This window comes from Comamonas odontotermitis, from assembly GCF_014207855.1.
Lineage (GTDB): Bacteria > Pseudomonadota > Gammaproteobacteria > Burkholderiales > Burkholderiaceae_C > Comamonas > Comamonas odontotermitis_A.
In genome coordinates this window covers 13007-30377 of sequence record NZ_JACHKZ010000028.1, presented here as the reverse complement: position 1 = coordinate 30377, position 17371 = coordinate 13007, and the positions used below count along the sequence as shown (strand labels likewise).

Below are 17371 nucleotides of genomic sequence, written 5' to 3'. Positions count from 1 at the left end.
ACATCCTTGCTTTTATGCTGTTGGAGGAAAAACCATCATCTCGAAGTGAGTTTTTGGATGATTTTTTTGGTTATAGTGATGGTGAAACTCAACAACAACGGTACCAGGAAATTGAGCTGGCTACTCAGAAAAATACTATAGAGGTAGTATCTGCGGACTTTCAGCGTGTGATAGATCAACTAAAAATATCATTGAACCGCGCTGGTCGAACACTAGGTCAATTGCTGTTTGGTGAACAGCCACCACGAGCTCCACGATATTTTCAAGTTGTATTTTTGGCACTCCATAAACTGATTGTTCTTGAAAATAAAGAAGTAGCCGATCAAGATGTGCTGATTAGATTAATAGACGGCAGTGGAGCAAACATTCGGATTCCCGAAGGTGGGCGCTGGGGCTCTGAAGATCGTGTCAATGCGGTTAATGGAGCTTCGGGTGTCTACAGCCCTGCATTTGTTCCCAGTCGTGGTTATGATCCCGCGAAAGTTCGCTGGATCACTCAGATGGAAAACATTCTTACGCAGTCGTACACTGAACAAGGTGCATACGACTTTAAGCAGGGATTCTTGCGTTTGGATGGCAAGAATGGATTTGATGAGGATAGCTTCGAAAAAATCCTCAAGACACTCGTCGGCATCGCAAACATTCGTAAGGGAGTTCGTGGTTATGTGATAGTTGGGGTGGCTGACACTGAGGCGGACGCAAGGCGCGTATCGATGCTTTACAAAGTAGACGCGTTGCCATTCGAGCGGTTCTTTATTACAGGAGTAGAGCACGAGGCGGATGCACTGGGGAAGTCGCTTGATCAACTGTTCATGGACTTAACTAAGCGGATTAAAAGCTCCACTCTCTCTGAACCACTGAAAGACTATGTGGCGAGAAATGTGAAGGCCGTTCGATACTACGAAAAGACCGTCTACGTATTTGAAGCTCAGGCTCAAGACGAACCATCCAATTTTGGCGGTGCGTTCTTTGTGCGACATGGAAACCAGCTGAGTGAGGTCGCACCACAACAATATGGCGAACTCTACAAACGATTCATTGCTGGAATGTAAATAGATTAATACTGGAGACTACGCAGCTCTACGTTCGTCTGCTTCTATGAGCTGCAAAAATGGGCTGACTTTAACGCGTTGGTGTCTTTTTGGCATAACCTGGCCATCAGGATCGTTCCAATCGCTTTCCTCATCGTCTTCACGACCAAATAAAGCCTTCCGCAGCCCATGCGTCAGCCGGGCCGTACAGTTATTGAAACCAGTCCAAGCGGCAGGCAAAGCCTGCCGGACTGGCGCCATGCTTGCGCTCTGAGCTTGGCCTGCGGCATTGGGGTTTTCAGTCTTGGTCTTGAATGCATGCGCCGCATGCGTGCTGCTCTCGTTCGCTACCGGCATCCAGGCGATGCGGCGGCTTACCAGCCAGCGGCCACACATGCGGCCCCGCTGCGGTGTCAGGCCCACGATGCGGCCCACTTCTACCGCTTCGCCGTAGCGGTTCACCTGGCCTTCTTCCACCATCGTGGTCACGGTGCGTAGGTGCCACTCATGGCGCTTTAGGGCGTGGCCGCCCATTGCCTCCATAAACACGCGCCAGTCAGCGCGCAAGTTGCCTTGGCGGTGGCATGCGCGGTAAGCGCTCATGGTTTGGAGGTCGCCTTCTTGGTTGAACAGGTCAAGCTGGTCTTTGCTTACGCGGCGCAACTCGCGCCAGGCCGTCACGCTGGGCATGCCAATGGTCTGGAATTGGCGAATGCCCCAGCAGGCTGCCCAGGCGTCTACCCGTTGGTGACCTTGGCTGGTCTCTTCGCCGAACTCCATTTTTATCTGGTCGCCGTTGACCAAATCTTGGTGGTCAGTCAGTGCCACATGGCCCACGCTTTTGGCAATGTACTTGGCCACATAGCCTGCGGCGCCGCCCCTGTCCATGTGCTTGATGCACACGCGGTTGTCTTGCGCGCCGCGTTCCTGGCCGTCTTCTGCCAGCCAGTAGTGGTGTAAGGTGGCCTCTAGGGTGATGGCGTCGGCTTGGCTTTCCGTCCAAAGCAGGGCGTGCCAATGGGGTGTGCCATCGTGGTGGGGTTCGGCCACGCGCAGGCCGTAGATTTTTACGCCCAGGCGGGCCAGCTTAGCACGCGCCTTGGCCCAGGTATCGCGCAGCCATTCTTGCCCATCGCGGGGCGTGGCACCTTTGTACTTTTTGTTGTGGCGCGTTTTGCCTGCGCGAATGGTGACTGGGTGGAACTTGCTCGGCAAGGTGAGGGTGATGAACAAGCCCACATGGCCATGGCTGTCTGCATACTCTTCGGCGCCGCGGATGCGCGTCATTAGCTCGCCACCACGCACCAGCGGGTTGGCGGTGCTCAGTGCGGCCAGCTCGGCCAAGGTGTATACCTGGCCTGCCTCATTACGGTACAGGCTGCGCTGCAGCGCTTCGGTATTGCGTTTGATCTGTGCTTGGCGGCGTACGAGGCCGCCATGGCTGATATACCGACCCTTGGCCATGTTCACCATACCCAAGCGAATGGCTCCGGCTTCCACTACACGGGCCACCAAGCGGCGCAGCTTTCGGCGCCACCAGCTATCGTCTGATGAGCGCTTTATCGCTGCATCAACTTTGCGATCCTTGTCCTGCGGCGTATCGCCATCTTTGAATTTGAATAGGCCCACCAAGTCCTCGATCGTCAGCGCACCAGTGGTTCGCAGCATCATGGTCAGCGCCTGGCCCCGTTCAGCCAGGCTAAAACGGGCCAGCTCGCAACCATCCATAAATTCATCTACCTGGGCGGCCAGCTGTTTTGCCCAGGTGCAGATTTCATAGTCGCTCAGGTTCAGGCGTGCGGCGTCGCCATAAGCTGCATCAAAGTCGGCAATTTGTTGCAGCTTGTCCCAGGCCTGCACCCATTCGGGTATGTTTGGCTGCTGACCTTCTTTCGTGATGGCTCCGGCCAGGTGTTCCGCAATCGCTGCTTTCCAGCCCGTTGGCGCGCAGTCAGCCACGCGCTGCAGATGGTATTTCACCATTTGCATGCGTGGCTTGTTTGTCTCCCAGTCGCGCAGGCTACTGGTGGGCAACAGGCGCGGGATGGCCATGATGCGCTAGTCGATGGTTCGCAGTCGCAATGCCTGCACGCGGCTCAATACCATATAGGCTTCGCGTAGCGCAGAGCGTATGCCATCGCGCTCTTTGGGAGGGATCAACTGCCAACTTCGGGCGGCCAGCTGGTGCATATCCGCATCCAAGTCACCAATCCCGCCCATCATCAGCATCACAATGCGCCAGGGGAGTGGCATGCGCGCCCATTCCGCATCCATTACGCCGCTATGAGTGGTGTTGCCGGCCTTGTTGGCAAAATGCTCGCGTAGCTCTGCAAACCGCGGTCGCAAACGCATGGGAATGCCCTTTTCTGGTGGCCCCACGAATGCCGTAGACGCGAAGCGAGGAGCAACTGGGTCAAGCAACACCAGATCAGGAGCCAGACATTGTGCGTGGGGTTGATCGATGATGGGAAACGCCTGCAGGCGCTGCAGCATGGCGTTTGCGATGGCCTGGGCTTCGGCCCGGTCTTGCTTCATACGGCACCGCCTTTCGGTAGTGCAACGCGCAGTGCCTGTGCTGCCCGGTTAACCAGGCCGAGAGCAAAGAGCAGGGCCGCTCCATCGTCTGCTTGCGGTGGTTCGCCGGCGCAAGCACGGTCTATCGCCCAATAGGCTAGGTCGGCTTTATCTGCATCGCACAAGTCGTAAAAACTGGTGGCTGCGGTGGCGGTTGGAGTAGTGCTGGCCATGGTTATACCCTTCCATGTTCAGGCGTGGCCTGCAGAAAAGCGCGCAATTCGGACAGTGCCGCTTCTAGGGTATCCAGGCGAGTGTTCACCGCCTCATTACTTGCACGGATGATTGCGCCAAGCTGTTCCGGCTGTGGCATGGCATGGTCAGCGGCACAAGACACCATGTATTCCAGCCCTTCATAGGCTTGCATGGCGCAACGCAAATGCTCAATAGCATCTTCTGCACGGAAGGCCAATTTGTCTGCACATTGGGCAAGCGTCCCGGCAGCGTTCAACAAGCCAGGCTGGTCATGGGCAGCGCCTGCCGTGACTGGCGCGGCATTCTTTTTGCTGGTGGTCATGGCTCAGACCTCCGCTTGCAGTTGGTTGATGGCTTGCAGCGCAAGCACCAGTTTGCGGCGGGCGGCGGCAAAGTTGCCGCGTTCGATATAGCTGCTGGCCAGGTTGGCTGCATTAAAAGCGCCCAACACGGTTTGCAGATGATCTGCTGGAATGGCTTTAGGTTTAGCAGGCACAGCGCAGTGGCCGGCCAGTGTCATAGCGGTCATGGTCTTGGCTCCTTCGGGATACAAGAGAACCACCATTTGCGTTTTGAAGCGCATAAGGTGGGTGAGATGTTCAAAACACGTCCGAAGCCGTGCGCCCATCCTCGCGGAGTGAGCCATCTCACCCTTAACCATATAGGGTAGGTGCTGACGCACCAGCCCCCAAAAATTGGGCGTGACAAAACCCCGCTTGACGGTGGGGGCTGCAACCTCTTCGGATTTGGTGTTTTGAAGCACCGGGCCTCTCGGCTTGCGATCAGTGTAGCCCAAAAAATGCACCTGTAGTGCTGCAATTTGTGTCGCCCCGATGCCTATGGCTTTTTTTAGGGCTTGTTCTGTACAATCTTGCTTTGTATGACTGAGCGCCTTGGTAACTGCTTTTGTGGTTCCAGGCGCATTTTTTTTGGTTGCGTGGGTGGCTAGCATGGCGATCCCTCCAACTGATAAAGCGCCAAGCGCCTGGGGTGGCCATCGCGGTCATAGGTCGGCACCAGCAATGTAGCGATGGCATGGCCGGCTTTACGCAGTTCTGCAATGCGAGAGGTGGAGGAAAAGGCGCCAATGCGGCGCAAATCGTCAGTGGTTTTGGGGCCGGTTTTAAGGGCCTCCAAAATCAACATGCGTTGGCCCACTGCGGTGGTGGCGTTGTGCTCCGGCGTAGGGTATTTGTTCATCACACAGCCCCCATCGCAGCCTGATTGCTGCGCTTTGCTTTCAAGGAGTCAATCCAGGCGTTCAACTCGCCTTCGTCAAACAGCACTGCGCTTTGGCGGTGCTCGCCAAGTTTGATGGGGCGGGGGAAGCTGGGGTCAGTCCTGACGATGGTGTCAAGTGCCGTTTTGCTCAGGCCGATCAATGCGGCTGCGCTGTGTTTTCTAAGTAGTGCCATGTCCATGCATCCTGGTTGGTTGGGATGCATGTATTTCATTTCATATCGACTGATATGAATAGCCCAATGTGCATGCAGACTGCCTAAATAAAAGGTAGCCTGCATGCACATTGCCGAAACTAATTTCTTGCAGATCAGCGCTTTTTTTGGTGCGCTCTTGGATGCAGAGGCCAATCCTTGGCCCATGTCTGCATAGTCTTTTTGCTGCGCGGTTTGAGCTTTAATTCTTCCGCAATACCTTTCGCCATTTCTTCATAGAAAAACTCCAACGTGTCGTAGAGGTCAGGCTTTGCAATCCAGGCGTACCAGTGCCTTTTGACGTAATCGCGGCGCGCATCAGGTTTTTCTTTATGAATTTCTGCTTTCCTTCTAGCTGCCTTCGAGCTGTTCCGACTAATACTCTTTTTCTGAATCTGGCCTACCACGTCTTCTGTTCTCTTGTACAGGACGTCGTTAATACTCCTTAGAAGCTCCTGCAGGAAGCTAGCGATCTCTGCAGACTGCTGAACTTCAGGATCGTTTTTTGCGCTCTCCACATAACCCATCAGAGCCTTGCATGCGCGTCTTTCTTTCTCATCCCATCCAATGCTAATTGTCCCCCCAGCTGGTTGCTGTCTTACCCAGCCTTGAACCACTCCGCCTCGCAAAATAGAGCTACCGCCTTGTATCTGCGATGACGTAAGACACTCTACAACACCGCCGTGAATAATGCGTTGGACATCAGATCTTTCCGGAACTGCATTCGTTTTAATAGGCTTTATCGAACCATGAGCGGCTAATACTCGGCCTTGCTTCTGTTTCATATGCATCCCTCGATGCCCCTGCCAGAAATGCCAGCCCAGCCTGTCAGGGTCACAGGTGTTCGGGGATCAGCCTAGGGCTGGCATGTTCAATGGTAGCAGCGAGACGGTGCGGATAAAGTAGGGTGGGCGTCGCGTTTAATCAATATCCATAAGGGAACTACCTCGGCGAGCAGCCGTTTGGCGGTCGCGTCTATCCATCTCGAAGGTGATAGCACGCGCCACGGCTCTTTCGTCCATACCCGGTGCGGCGGTGATATTGAACGTGTTGTTGCTGCTCACCGAAACCGGGGCGGCTGCCTTGGGTTGCAGGGTGAGCAGCTCTTGTTTAACCTGAAACTGCTGACCATCTTGTAGTGCTTGTGCGCCCACCGAAGGCCCAGCCGTTGCGCCAGTGGCCAACGCAAATGCTGCCGCCGTGGCTTTGGCTCGGCCTGCCACTTGCACAGGTGAATCGTCGGCTGCAGTGCTACCTGCACCGACAGCACTTTTCATGCCCTCCCACACAGCGCCAAGCGCCTTCTTGGCCATGGTCATGAAGAAGTCGTACAGACCCAGCGATGCGGCATTCAAGCCCCATTCAATGGCTGCCCATATCTCCTTGGCCAAGCTCCACCATTGACCCTTGTCCCAAAACTCTTTGATCTTGTCCCAATGGGCTACAAAACCCGCCACAGCACCGGCAATGCCCATAACAACTGCGGCTACCGGATTGGCTCGGGCAAAGGCGAACACCAGTTTAAGCAAGCCCCACAGGCCACCTTTGAGCAGGCCAAACACGCCGCGCAGGCTAGAGAGCTGCGAGAGCGCTCCAGTGATGGCCGGCCCAATGGCGCGGAAGATACCGGCCATTCCCAGGGCTTTGAAGGCGCCCCAAGCTGATACCAGCCACTGCACGCCCTTGGCGGCTATGCCGGTGCTAGCCGCAGCGGAGGCTCCGGCTGCCCGCATGCCTAGTAGGTTGAGCAGCATGCGGCCCGACAGCAGGCGCAACATGGCCAATGAACCGATCATGCCCACCAAGGCAATGCCCAGGGTGCCCAAAACGGTGAGTAAGGCAGCGCCGCCGGCGGCAATGAGCATCAGGGTTTTGGCAACTTGCGGATTTTCTTTGACCCACGCTTTCATGCTGACGGCCATATCGCCTAGCCAGTTGAGCACGGCTTTCGCTTCTGGCGCGATCAGCTCGCCCAGATCGACCAGCAAATTGGTGAAGCTGCCCTGGGCGGCTTCGGCCACGTTTTTCAGGGTTCCCAACAATTTGTTGACGCGCTCTTGCAGGTCTGCTTGGTCTTGCAGCTTGACCACGGTTTCTTGGTAGCCTGTCAGGCCCTTCTCAATGAACTGGTTGAGCACGCGCAGAGTTTCGGCATCGTCGCCAAACAACTCTTTGATGATGCTGCCCCGCTGCATGGTGTTGAAGTTTTTGAGCCTTTCGAGCTGGGAAAACATGTTTTCCAGCCCGCCGAACTCGCCCTTGCCGTCGCTGAAATCAAGTCGGAATTTGCCGCCGGCCTTCTTGACTGCCTCATTGGCCTTGGCCAGTTTTTTGGCATCCATCGTGTACTGGTACACCTTGCGGATGGCATTGCCAGCACTGCCGCCATCGGTCATGCCGGCCTGGTTCATCATCACCATCATGGGCGAGAGCGTTTTCATCGCCTCCATGCCCTTTTTCTTGATGATATTGAGCACCGGCGCCATGTTGCCGAAGCCGGCCAGCATGTAGCGCGCGTCTGCGCCGGCGTAGTGGCTGCGCTGCAGCATGTCGAGGATGCCCATCATCTCGGATTCGGTAGCCTGTAGGGCGTCTTGCATCTTGGCGCCGAATTTAGCCGCTTCCGTGGGCGTTTCTTCCAGCATGACGGCAAGGTAGGCCGATGCCTCCCCCAGGCCACCCAGGATGGTTTTGGCGCTCATGCCTTCCTTTTTGAGCGCGGTCATCATGTTGATGAAGTCGGAAGTGGTGCCGGGCAGGCGGTCGCCCAGCCGTTGGGCCAGGTCGGTGATTTGCTGCAGTTCTGCCGATGCGCCGCCGTCTTTGGTCATGAAGGCTACTTGCAGCTGAGTACGGGCCTGTTCGGCGTCCGCAAATTCTTGCACCGGGTGCTTGACCCAGCCGCTCATTTTTTGCCCAGCCATCTGCGCGCCTACGGCTGCGCCGCCCCATTTGGCGAGCTTCATCATGGTGGCGCCGTGCTTTTCGCGCAGCGCGGCCAAGCGCGTTTCTACCTGGCGCTGCTGTTCGAGCTTGTGACGCTGGGCGTCAATCTGGGTGTTGGCGGCGCCAATGCTGGTAGCCAACTTGGCCTGGGCCTGGGATGCACTGCCCAAGCCCAGGGCCGTCACTTCAGAACGTAAACGCATGGCAGCAGCACGTTGACGCTCGTAGGCAGCCGCCTGCTGGGCAACTTCCTTTTCTTTGCTGTCCAGCTGCTTTTTGCTGGCAATGCCTTGCACGCGCATGGCAGACAGCTGTTCTTTGAGCATGCGCAGTTTGTCGCGCTCGCGGATCAAATCAGGTTTGGCATCATCCAGCCTTTGCAGCAGGCGTTGCTGCTGCTGCAGTTTTTTCAAGGCCAGCTCGGCTTCGCCCAAAGTTTTGGCGGTAGCACGGCTGCCGGTTTGAATGGCTTTGAGCGGGCCGGTTACTTTGTCAACAGCCGCCAACAGCACTTCGAGACGCAGTTTGTCAGCCATGGCACACCCCACAGCGTGCCAGGCAGTTTAGCGCAGAGTGCTGCCAGCCTCGGCCATCAGCAGCGCTTCTTGCGCGCGGTCTGCACGCTGCCGGGCAGCGCACAGCTGCTTGGCGCTGTGCCGACTGGGCTGCAGGGTCTGGTCGAACTGCATGTCTTCCAGTTCTTGTTGCAACTGCTCCGCCCGCGCGCGCAACTGGATCAAGGCCAGCTCGCGTTTGGTTTGCGCGGTCTCGCGCTCGGCCAGCACTTCTTCCAGCTTGTAGTACGCGGCAATGCCCGCAAAAAACAGCAGTGGATTCATGAAGGGGCATCTTAGCTCTTTCGCTCAGGCGGTGCGTTGACGGTGTTGAAGCGCTGTACGGCCAACTGCTGCCAGCCTACTAGTTCGTCCAGCTCCATGGCATCCATGCAGCTGGGCAGCCAGTGGAAGACGAAGGCAATGTCTGCCATTGCCTCCTCAATGTGTTTTGGCAGTGCTATTGCAGCTCTGCCTTCGGCACGAAAAAACTTACCAACGCCATCCCCAGCATGAGCAGGTCGGCAGGGTCAAGGTTTTCCACCTCGTGCTTCACCAGAAGTGGCTCCGTCACGCGGGGCAGAACTTGCATGATGGCGTCGGCATTGGCATTGAGCATGGCACCCAGGTCGATGCCGCGTAGTTCGCCGCTTTTGGGCTTGCGCACATGCACCTTGGCGATGACTTGCGCGCCACGAGTGATGGGCTGCTGCAGCGTGATGGCACGAGCAGGACGGCCATTGATGATTTCTTCGCCTTCGAGGGTTTGGGTCTGGCTGGTTGCGGTATCGGTCATGGTGTTGTTTCCGTTGTTGAAGGGTTTGGTAGAGGTGAGATAGAGCGGTGCTCAGGCGGTTCGGGTTTTGGCTGCGAATCTGGCCTTGTGATGGTCGGCAGGGGTGAGCAATTTGCGGCCATTCATTGGCCCGAGGTCGAGCGCGCCGATGGCATCGGCAATGGGCTGGGTGATGCCACTGGGAGCTTCCATGGACTTGCTACGCAGCGGACTCAGCAATACGTTCATCCGGCTTTCAAGGGTGATCCGGGCGGTCTCTGGACTGAACCCCAGTGATGGGCCTATGTCAACCTCGATCGCTGCGTTGCCAGATCGCACATTGCGAATCAATGCAAGTGCGTCGGCCATTGCAGGCCCGTGCTTTGCCAGCAGTGCAAACGCATGAAACCACGCGCCTGCAGCAAAGGCAGAATCATGGGCCGCCTGGTACTTTTCAGCCTCGATGCTGGCCTGCATAAATAGTGGCTGGTTCTCAGCACACTCGGCGTTCATGCTGGCAATAGCGCTTTCCAGCTCTTCACAGATGGCAATGGCGTCGTTCTTTTTGTTGAGGATTTTTTGCACCGCTGCAGTCTTTTCAAACCCGGCGGCCTCGAATGCGGATTTGAATTCGGACTCGGCTTTTTCTCGCTCCAGGCGGGCGGCTTCCAGCTTGGCTTTCAAGGAGTCCTGGTTGCTGAAAATCTCTTTCAAGCGAACCACGGCGCCGGTGTTGAACGCTTCGCGCGCAGCCCTCAGGCGGGCCTGCGCATCCAGCCAAGCGGCTTTGGCTTCTTCGGCTTCTTGGGTAAAGGCGTTGGCAGGGGTATGTGTAATGGTCATGGCTGGATTGGTGCGGTTTTCAAGGGGGTTAGCAGTCGGCCAGTTGAACGGCGTCATGGCCGCCGGCAGCAGCATTTAGCGCCGTGGCCAGTTGGCGGGCTTGCTCGGTAGTGAAGTAGGCGATGGGCTCTGCATTTGGGCCGCTCCCCTCTTGCAGCACCACCTGCGCATGGATGGGGGCGCTTTCGCTGGAGAAATTCGCGCCATTGGCGCCAGCCAGGACTTCCAGGGTGCCGGTTTTGCGTCCGCTTTTGTCGCTGCATTGGGCTGCGCCTTTGAGGCTGTATTTCTGGTCGTTCAGGCGATGGGTGGTCATGTGCGCTCCTGTTTAGGGGTGACGGTGTAGTGAATCAACGAATGCCATTGCGGTAGGTGTGCCTGGCTGCTGGCTTGAGACTGCATCGCTGCAATGGGCTTTATGGAATTTTTCTGTGTATCGGCTTCTTTTCTCACCGGCTTTTTGTAGGTAGCAAGCGCTTCTTTTCTTAGCAATGCAATGGCGTAGTCGCTACTGGGTAGGTCTACTTCTGCATGCGGCATAGCAGATGGCGATATGGTTTGAATAGCCTCAAAGCTCGCCACGAAAGTGAAATTGCACAGCACGTTGGTGCATCGACATATCAAGCTGCGCATGGTTCTGGTTTCTTGCTTGCTGGTGCGCACCTTGGCCTGAGCTTCACAATGCGGGCAGCGAATGAAGAAACGGCTTGCCCTGTTTTCCTGGGCTGTCATTTCGCTTCCTTTGCAGATGGCAGATCGGCACGTGGGCGGCTGTCGATCCAAGCATTGATTTCGGATTCTTTCCAGGCAATGCGCTTGCCGTGCACACGAACTGCCAAGGGAAATGCGCCACTGTCCATCCAGCGGTAGATGGTTTGGCGGCCGGCCCCCGTCAGTTGCTGCACAACATTGATTTGCAGCAGGCGGTCGTGGTACGTACTTGGCAGCTGCGAAATCAGCGGAAATTTTGTGGCTGCGGTGGGGGTCTTCTTTTCCATGCCTCAATAGTGCTTTTGAGGCGGTGAGAAGTCACGCAGCACAGGTTGTGACTGTGCTTCTCACAGAAAGCAGCGCCTTTTTCGGCAACGCAGATGCCTCGCCAAAAGGTGCACAAGCTTTTCGCGCGCCACTTCCGTCATTTCCTGACGAATCCCGACACTTACCGAAGGGGCAAAACCGTCACGCGAGACCGCAACAGCGCTGGAAAGTGCCGGTGTCGGCGGTGCCGACGAAAGCGACCTATTAAGAGTGCGGGCGTGGCGGGGTCTCGACTGCGCGCAGAGGGTAGATGCGGAAGTAGGGCAGGCTGGACAAGGTAACCACTGTGGAGGCAGCGCCTGAGGTGGGAGGCACTGGCAGCTTGACTTGGCGTTGTTTAGTTTCGTCAATGCCCCGAGCCTATTCGCGTACTGGATTCTTACCGTCCTCATATGCGCAGGCTGTCATTCAGCGACACTGCCCCAGTCAGTATCACTCCCAAGAGCTGCCACTTTGAATCACACCGGACTTGGTGGAAGCTGCTGTCCCAATTTTTCAATTCAAACAGCAGCCCTAAAGAAGTAACGCGGCAATCCCAGTTCACACTTTACGTACTCTGCGCTGGCAACCATTTAATTCCAGCTACACCGAAGTCCCCCCGGCTGATATCAGCGGAGAACATTGGGAGCAATACCTGCAAATTGACATCAAGGGTATTCGGAAGCATCCCCCGCAATTTGGCAACTGCCTTTTCATTTCTGTAAATCGTGCCACCTGGCTCAACCACCATCATTGCGACCTCCCCACGATCAGCAAAGACACACAGCAGTGCATCATCTGCGTCCTGATTCAGCGAATCTTTGAGCTCATCTTCATAGCCAGCCAACTCCTCAACGTACAAATCATTGCTTAGAGCTTTCACGCCAAGGAAGGCTGCCTGCAGATCGCTGTCAATTTGCTTTTTACTTGTCATGGCTGCATTTTCATCCAGCAAAAAGTAACTGAGTCAGCCAGCGGTTTATAGATAGTTCACAACCCTCTGACTGCTGTTCACATGAACGCAGCCATTGGAGGACTCCGGACGAGGTACTCGAGGTGGCTGCTACTTGGCGACGGTAGACATTCATGTCACGGACTCGGCAGGCAGCAATCGCTGCATCGATGACATTGGCCTACGAGGCTCGAACGACAGCAGTGGGTTGACATGAGCCTGTTGTGGTGCTCAGAAGCGGTCATCCGAGCCGGTACGCGACGAGCTGGGCAATCGAGTTGCCGCACCGAGGATGAAGCGGACGCTCAGAACAGCCGGAACTCAGTGACCGATGTTGGCGATTGCTGCCGTTTAGGGCCAAGTTCATGGATGACGCGGAGCAGCCGAAAGCAGAAATCCGAGAGTTGTAGGAGATACGAGTCTGCTCTAAGCCGCGATGAAATTCTGTGCATGGGCAACAAGTAGTCATTTTTGCGCATAGGCCGCAAGTCATGTATGCCAGCGTGTATGCCAACAATTTTCTAACTTGATTTAGTCCTTGTAAATCAATGGTTTTGTTAATATGGTTTTAAGACGCCATTCGACCATTGACATAACCCGTATGCTTCGGCATACGGGTTTTTTCATTTGCAGGTGTTGCGGTCATATATATAGGTCATGCATAGATTGCGCCACCCGTGGCTGTCCTTTATCCGCCAGCGCACGGTGCGTTTCAAATCCGCAGCTGGGACGGGTCATCGTCTGCGGGAGGGCTTCCTCCGGGCCTGGGCTTCTTGGGCGTGCGGGGTATGGGCGATTGTTTGCTGCCCAGCGCATGCATGCCGATGAAGATGAGTTTCATCGCTTCTCTCCGGTTAGGTGAAATGCCAAGTGAAGCTCCGAAAGGCTACAAATCCTCAATGGCCAGCGAGTGGTAGGCCTTGGCAAAGGAGTAATTGCTATTGGCAATCACTCCGCGCAACGCAGTGATTTCCTGGTCATTCGAGGTACGCACCATAAGGCCGACATGGCCTTGCTCGGCAAGCTCCACCAGGCTGCGCGCAATTGAGCCGTCAGAGCCCATCGATGGCAAGGGTTTGTTGGACGCATCTACCGTGGGTGCGATCTCCTGCAACACAACCTGGGGCGGTACCAGAAAAATATCGTCAATGCGAAACAGATGGTCAGTAAGCCGCCGTGCAATCTCCAGGGCCTCATCTTCCGATGGGTACATGACAAGCGAGAAACCTGTTGGATAGAATGCGCCGCCTACAAAGGCGCGTAGCTTGGGGGTGACGGTCAACGTCTGCATGGCAGCCTCCTTGTGCTCAAAGCGCTGATGTCGCAAAAGATCGTTTGCTCCACCAGCCTATCGTCGGCTCCTCCGAGAAGTTGCGAAGTTTGTGCTTCTCACATGCCCCGTATGGGGCTGCATTGCTCCATGGACGCGGAGCCAACCGGCGAGCGTCCACGGAAAACAGTCTTCAGATGCCTGCCCTGCAAGGAGTCTGCACCTGCGCATAGAAGTGCTTCAGCGGCGGCACATGACATAGGTTACCAATGCCCCCACCGCAAGCGCTGCACCGGCAATCCGCCAAGGTTCATCCTTCGCATACTGGTCGGCGCAGGCCGCAGCGTGCCGGGTTTGCTGCAGCACCTGATCCGCAGAGTCCATGGCGCTCGCGAGTCCTTCGTCAATGCGCTGGCGCACGCCTCTGATTTCGGGGATGGCATCCAGTTCCTTGACAGAGAGCAAGGCTCGAACATCATCGACAAGTCTTGCCAGATCGTCTTGCACGGTGGACAGGCTGGGCTGTTTGGATTTGAACAACATGGCACTCCTTTTTAGATAACGAGATTGAAACTACAGTACGGCGCTTCACGATGGCGAGGTGTAGGAGCGCGGCCCGGATACCAAATGGAACGGATGGTGACGATGTTTTCTATGAATCACTAAACAGGTTCTGGGTCTTTCACAGGCGGTGCTTTCTGCGGCTCTTCGATAGGCAAGGTGCTGTCGGGTGGGTCAATGGGCTCAGGTTTGGCCGGCTCCGGCATGGGCGGTGGTACCGGTGGCTGAGGTGGTGCAATGGGGGTTGGCATGGCAATTTCCTCCTGACTGCCGTGATGGGTTGACTGTGTTGAACGCACCATGGAGTTGCTTTGGGTTTTCCGGGCTGGCGCCGCAGCCAAGGTCATCGCTGGGCTGTCGGGTAACGCCGTGATCGGGGTAGCACGGCAAGAACAGGGCACCCGTGAGGCAGGCGCGATCAGAACGGCACCCAGATCGCGACTAGCAAAAACGCGATGACAATGGCAAGCAGGATGGCAAATCGCTTGTTGGCAAATCGGCCAAAACCTGTCTTCGGATTGGATGGTTTGCTCGGTTCGGTCATAGGGGGCACTTTCAAGTTATCGGGGGTCGGCGCAACCTCGGTACATTACGCCTCCGGGTATGGTTTTTGCCGCACCGGCAAGGCCTGAGCATGAACCACGGACCACCTGCTGTAGCGCAGTTATGGCCCTACGGGTTCTGGTTGCACGACCCGCTCGGACTCCGGGTCCTGCGGAATATCGGGCTCATGGTCTGGCGAGAAGGGCGGATGGGCCGGGTCGTCTCCTTCTGCGGGCAGGGTGGGCTCCTGCACCGGATCGGGTTCGCCCACGGGATCTTTATCCTCGTCTTCGGGCTGTGGCTTCGTTGCCATGAAAAGGGTGCTGTTCATGCTTGCTCCTTCCATCGAAACACCTGCCTGGGGAATCTAGCGAGGCTGCTTGATGACCTGACTGCGTTGATAGGTGGGTTCATCCACGGCCGGGCTTTTGGGGTTTCGAGGGTCGTTCAGGTCTTTGGGGTTGGCGGGCTTTTTGTCCGGCTGTGCGTCGCGTTCGCTGTGCTCGTGCGCCGGAGCATGAGGGGGTTGGGGCATGGCTGATCTCCTGGCTGGGTATGAACCCCAAGGGTGACGCCATGGCGTTTTGCGGGCTGTAGGACGCGCGCCTCCATGCCTGCAATCCGTGTCGCAAAAGTACGTGGTAGGGAGTGCTGCGCGGGTTGCCCAACCTCAGAATTCAAGGCGGACAACGCGGACAAGGCAGCGCAGAAATGAAAACCCCCGCTGGTCCGGCCAACCAGCGGGGGTGGATGCGAGCGGCGCCGAAAAGGCCTATACCGCCATGGGCGCCGTCAGTGGCGCATGGTGCTGGTAGCCTTCGAGGCTGAAGTCGCCGGGCTCCACTTTCTCCAGCCATTCCGGCTCGTAACGGCCCGTTTCCGCATAGCTTGGAATGCGGTCGGACAGCACCAGCCGCGGCGCGGGGAAGGGCTCTCGCTGGAGCTGCTCCTGCAACATGGGCAGGTGGTTTTCGTAGATGTGGGCGTCACCGATGAAATAGGTGAACCAGCGCGGTGTATAGCCGGTCAGGCGCCCCACCAGGTGCAGCAGCGCCGCGCCCTCGGTCAGGTTGAAAGGCGTGCCCAGGCCCACATCGTTGCTGCGAATGTAGAGGCACAGCGATATCTCCCCCGCCTGCTGGTTGACGAGAAACTGGTAGAGCAGGTGGCAGGGCGGCAAGGCCATTTCCTCCAGCTGCGCCCAGTTCCAGCCATGGAACAGGATGCGACGGCTGCCGGGGTCGTTCATGATGGTGTCCAGGCACTGGCGCAACTGGTCAACGGCCTTGTAGAGCACGGCGTGCGGCACTCCGCCTTCGTCCACTTGGCCAATCTGGCGGTAGCCCTTGGCCAAGGCATCGGCAATCTGTGCGGCGCCTTGGGGTTGTGCCAGATCAATCAGTTTGTAGGCTGGCCACTGGCGCCATTGCACGCCGTAGACGGCGCCGAGGTCGTCTTCCTGCAGGCGATAGGGGTTGGCCAGCCATGCCTTGTTTTCGTTGGCGTTCTGATCCCAGACCTTGCAGCCCAGAGCCCGGAAATCGGCTGCACTGCGGCATGCGCGCATAAAGCCCACCATCTCGCCGATGGCAGATTTGAACGCCAGCTTTTTGGTGGTGACGGCGGGAAAACCTTGCTGCAGGTCAAAGCGCAGGCTGGCGCCTGGCATGCTGAGGGTGCGGATGCCGGTGCGGTTGTTTTGCCACGAACCGTGGTCCAGAATGTCCTGCACGAGTTGGAGGTATTGCTTCATTGGATTCTCAAGAGGGTTGCCGGCCCGGGCATGGTTTCATGCGTCAGGCCCAGGTGCCACGGCCGCGTACTGCAGCATGCAGGCATGGGCACAATGCTCGTACTTTACGCGATGGCCGCTTTCCCCTGCAGCTATCCGGTGCAGGATACCCATAGTTGGTTACAGAGACAACTAATCGTATAGTGTGCCAGTTTTCTCTGTTCAGGCCTGCCGAACTGTTGCACTGGTGCAAGCATGGCGGTTTGGCGCGGATTGGAATCTGAACACATTTATAGCTATTTTTTAGTAGCTATAGGCGCTGAATGGGAGAGCGCTGGAATCCCAATACATTTGTTAAAAGCACTTTGAAAGGTGAGGTATGAGGATGCAAGGGCACACCTGGTATAGAGCATGGGGCTTTGCGGCTGTGCTGGCTTTGGCAGGCTGCCAGAGCGGGCCTGGAGGGGCTCCAACCGCACAGGCGACCGATGGCCAGCAGGCCTACCAAGAGTTGCAGGCCCAGGTGGGCAAATACCACAGCGATGCGCCGTTTTTGCAGCGCGGCGTGATGGCGGCGCGCCTGCAGCATCTGCTGGGCGCGCAGGCGCCGGTTTTCATGCGGAATCTGGAGGTGGCCGGCCCCTTGCAGAAGGAGGGATCGGTCTACTTCATCACCGGCAATCGCAAGCATGAGGGCGCCAGCAACGCCGCCGCCGTGGCGCTGGACGCGCAGACCAATACCATGCGCATCTGGTGGTTGCAGGACGGTCAGCCGCGCGTGGTGCAGGATCCCGGCGCATCCTTTCTCTGGCCCAAGGATGTCAACACCATGATCTCCAACGCGCTGAATACACCTGGTTCCTGAGCCGCACGCCAGTGGCGCAATGAGGGCAGGACGGGGCAGGGCAATGCGCTGCCGCTCCGGCCTGTTTTATTTGATAAAAA

The 17371-nt window shown here is 56.9% G+C and carries 26 protein-coding genes; 2 read left to right on the top strand and 24 right to left on the bottom strand.

The window, feature by feature from the left end; translation table 11 throughout:
• Positions 1–14: 14 nt before the first annotated feature.
• Complete coding sequence (locus HNP33_RS20895; RefSeq protein WP_221452115.1) at positions 15–1052, top strand: hypothetical protein; 1038 nt, start codon at positions 15–17, stop codon at positions 1050–1052.
• An 18-nt stretch (positions 1053–1070) separates the two neighbouring features.
• Here the strand turns inward: HNP33_RS20895 and HNP33_RS17225 are convergent, their stop codons facing one another.
• The 24 genes from HNP33_RS17225 to HNP33_RS17120 form a co-directional block, all read right to left on the bottom strand.
• The gene (locus HNP33_RS17225) at positions 1071–3014 is read right to left on the bottom strand and encodes a replication endonuclease (protein WP_233464582.1); all 1944 of its coding nucleotides are present in this window, start codon (positions 3012–3014) and stop codon (positions 1071–1073) included.
• Positions 3015–3089: 75 nt separating this feature from the next.
• Complete coding sequence (locus HNP33_RS17220; RefSeq protein ID WP_184710694.1) at positions 3090–3566, bottom strand: hypothetical protein; 477 nt, start codon at positions 3564–3566, stop codon at positions 3090–3092.
• Positions 3567–3780: 214 nt separating this feature from the next.
• The gene (locus HNP33_RS17215; RefSeq protein ID WP_184710692.1) at positions 3781–4122 is read right to left on the bottom strand and encodes a hypothetical protein; all 342 of its coding nucleotides are present in this window, start codon (positions 4120–4122) and stop codon (positions 3781–3783) included.
• A 3-nt stretch (positions 4123–4125) separates the two neighbouring features.
• The gene (locus HNP33_RS17210) at positions 4126–4752 is read right to left on the bottom strand and encodes a hypothetical protein (RefSeq protein ID WP_184710690.1); all 627 of its coding nucleotides are present in this window, start codon (positions 4750–4752) and stop codon (positions 4126–4128) included.
• Entirely contained in the window at positions 4746–5000 is a 255-nt protein-coding gene (locus HNP33_RS17205) for a helix-turn-helix domain-containing protein (RefSeq protein ID WP_184710688.1), read from the bottom strand. Before HNP33_RS17205 ends, HNP33_RS17210 begins: the two co-directional genes overlap by 7 nt.
• Complete coding sequence (locus tag HNP33_RS20890; RefSeq protein ID WP_221452113.1) at positions 5000–5401, bottom strand: helix-turn-helix transcriptional regulator; 402 nt, start codon at positions 5399–5401, stop codon at positions 5000–5002. The genes HNP33_RS17205 and HNP33_RS20890 overlap by 1 nt, the downstream gene beginning before the upstream one ends.
• Positions 5350–6018 carry a hypothetical protein gene (locus tag HNP33_RS17195; RefSeq protein WP_184710686.1) on the bottom strand — a complete coding sequence of 223 codons (669 nt, stop codon included), beginning with the start codon at positions 6016–6018 and terminating at the stop codon, positions 5350–5352. Before HNP33_RS17195 ends, HNP33_RS20890 begins: the two co-directional genes overlap by 52 nt.
• Positions 6019–6153: 135 nt before the next feature.
• Positions 6154–8715, bottom strand: coding sequence for a phage tail tape measure protein (locus tag HNP33_RS17190; protein ID WP_184710684.1), 2562 nt, complete (start codon positions 8713–8715; stop codon positions 6154–6156).
• Between the two features lie 27 nt (positions 8716–8742).
• On the bottom strand, positions 8743–9018 hold the full coding sequence (locus tag HNP33_RS17185) for a hypothetical protein (protein ID WP_184710682.1): 276 nt from the start codon (positions 9016–9018) through the stop codon (positions 8743–8745).
• Positions 9019–9029: 11 nt separating this feature from the next.
• Positions 9030–9167 (bottom strand): GpE family phage tail protein, encoded by a 138-nt coding sequence (locus HNP33_RS17180; RefSeq protein WP_184710680.1) that lies wholly within the window; start codon positions 9165–9167, stop codon positions 9030–9032.
• A gap of 26 nt (positions 9168–9193) precedes the next feature.
• Positions 9194–9529 carry a phage tail assembly protein gene (locus HNP33_RS17175; protein ID WP_184710678.1) on the bottom strand — a complete coding sequence of 112 codons (336 nt, stop codon included), beginning with the start codon at positions 9527–9529 and terminating at the stop codon, positions 9194–9196.
• Between the two features lie 51 nt (positions 9530–9580).
• Positions 9581–10408, bottom strand: a complete 828-nt coding sequence (locus tag HNP33_RS17170; RefSeq protein WP_184710676.1) for a hypothetical protein — start codon at positions 10406–10408, stop codon at positions 9581–9583.
• The gene (locus HNP33_RS17165; RefSeq protein ID WP_184710674.1) at positions 10380–10667 is read right to left on the bottom strand and encodes a hypothetical protein; all 288 of its coding nucleotides are present in this window, start codon (positions 10665–10667) and stop codon (positions 10380–10382) included. Before HNP33_RS17165 ends, HNP33_RS17170 begins: the two co-directional genes overlap by 29 nt.
• Entirely contained in the window at positions 10664–11083 is a 420-nt protein-coding gene (locus tag HNP33_RS17160; protein WP_221452112.1) for an ogr/Delta-like zinc finger family protein, read from the bottom strand. Before HNP33_RS17160 ends, HNP33_RS17165 begins: the two co-directional genes overlap by 4 nt.
• Complete coding sequence (locus HNP33_RS17155; protein ID WP_184710672.1) at positions 11080–11349, bottom strand: helix-turn-helix transcriptional regulator; 270 nt, start codon at positions 11347–11349, stop codon at positions 11080–11082. Before HNP33_RS17155 ends, HNP33_RS17160 begins: the two co-directional genes overlap by 4 nt.
• Positions 11350–11936: 587 nt before the next feature.
• Positions 11937–12302: a hypothetical protein gene (locus tag HNP33_RS17150; protein WP_184710670.1), complete on the bottom strand. Its 366-nt coding sequence runs from the start codon at positions 12300–12302 to the stop codon at positions 11937–11939.
• Positions 12303–13032: 730 nt separating this feature from the next.
• Positions 13033–13161, bottom strand: a complete 129-nt coding sequence (locus tag HNP33_RS21210) for a hypothetical protein (RefSeq protein WP_267906724.1) — start codon at positions 13159–13161, stop codon at positions 13033–13035.
• Positions 13162–13206: 45 nt separating this feature from the next.
• A complete protein-coding gene (locus HNP33_RS17145) occupies positions 13207–13611 on the bottom strand; it encodes a hypothetical protein (protein ID WP_184710668.1) in 405 nt (134 codons plus the stop codon).
• A 219-nt stretch (positions 13612–13830) separates the two neighbouring features.
• Positions 13831–14133 (bottom strand): glycine zipper domain-containing protein, encoded by a 303-nt coding sequence (locus HNP33_RS17140; protein ID WP_184710666.1) that lies wholly within the window; start codon positions 14131–14133, stop codon positions 13831–13833.
• Between the two features lie 119 nt (positions 14134–14252).
• The gene (locus HNP33_RS17135) at positions 14253–14402 is read right to left on the bottom strand and encodes a hypothetical protein (RefSeq protein WP_184749485.1); all 150 of its coding nucleotides are present in this window, start codon (positions 14400–14402) and stop codon (positions 14253–14255) included.
• Positions 14403–14569: 167 nt separating this feature from the next.
• Positions 14570–14695: a hypothetical protein gene (locus HNP33_RS21205; protein WP_267906723.1), complete on the bottom strand. Its 126-nt coding sequence runs from the start codon at positions 14693–14695 to the stop codon at positions 14570–14572.
• Between the two features lie 120 nt (positions 14696–14815).
• On the bottom strand, positions 14816–15025 hold the full coding sequence (locus HNP33_RS17130; RefSeq protein ID WP_184710664.1) for a hypothetical protein: 210 nt from the start codon (positions 15023–15025) through the stop codon (positions 14816–14818).
• A gap of 36 nt (positions 15026–15061) precedes the next feature.
• The gene (locus HNP33_RS17125; RefSeq protein ID WP_184710662.1) at positions 15062–15229 is read right to left on the bottom strand and encodes a hypothetical protein; all 168 of its coding nucleotides are present in this window, start codon (positions 15227–15229) and stop codon (positions 15062–15064) included.
• Positions 15230–15466: 237 nt separating this feature from the next.
• Positions 15467–16447 (bottom strand): thymidylate synthase, encoded by a 981-nt coding sequence (locus tag HNP33_RS17120; RefSeq protein WP_184710660.1) that lies wholly within the window; start codon positions 16445–16447, stop codon positions 15467–15469.
• Between the two features lie 364 nt (positions 16448–16811).
• Here HNP33_RS17120 and HNP33_RS17115 point away from each other — a divergent pair, with 364 nt between their 5' ends.
• Positions 16812–17291, top strand: coding sequence for a hypothetical protein (locus HNP33_RS17115; RefSeq protein WP_184710658.1), 480 nt, complete (start codon positions 16812–16814; stop codon positions 17289–17291).
• Positions 17292–17371 lie beyond the last annotated feature (80 nt).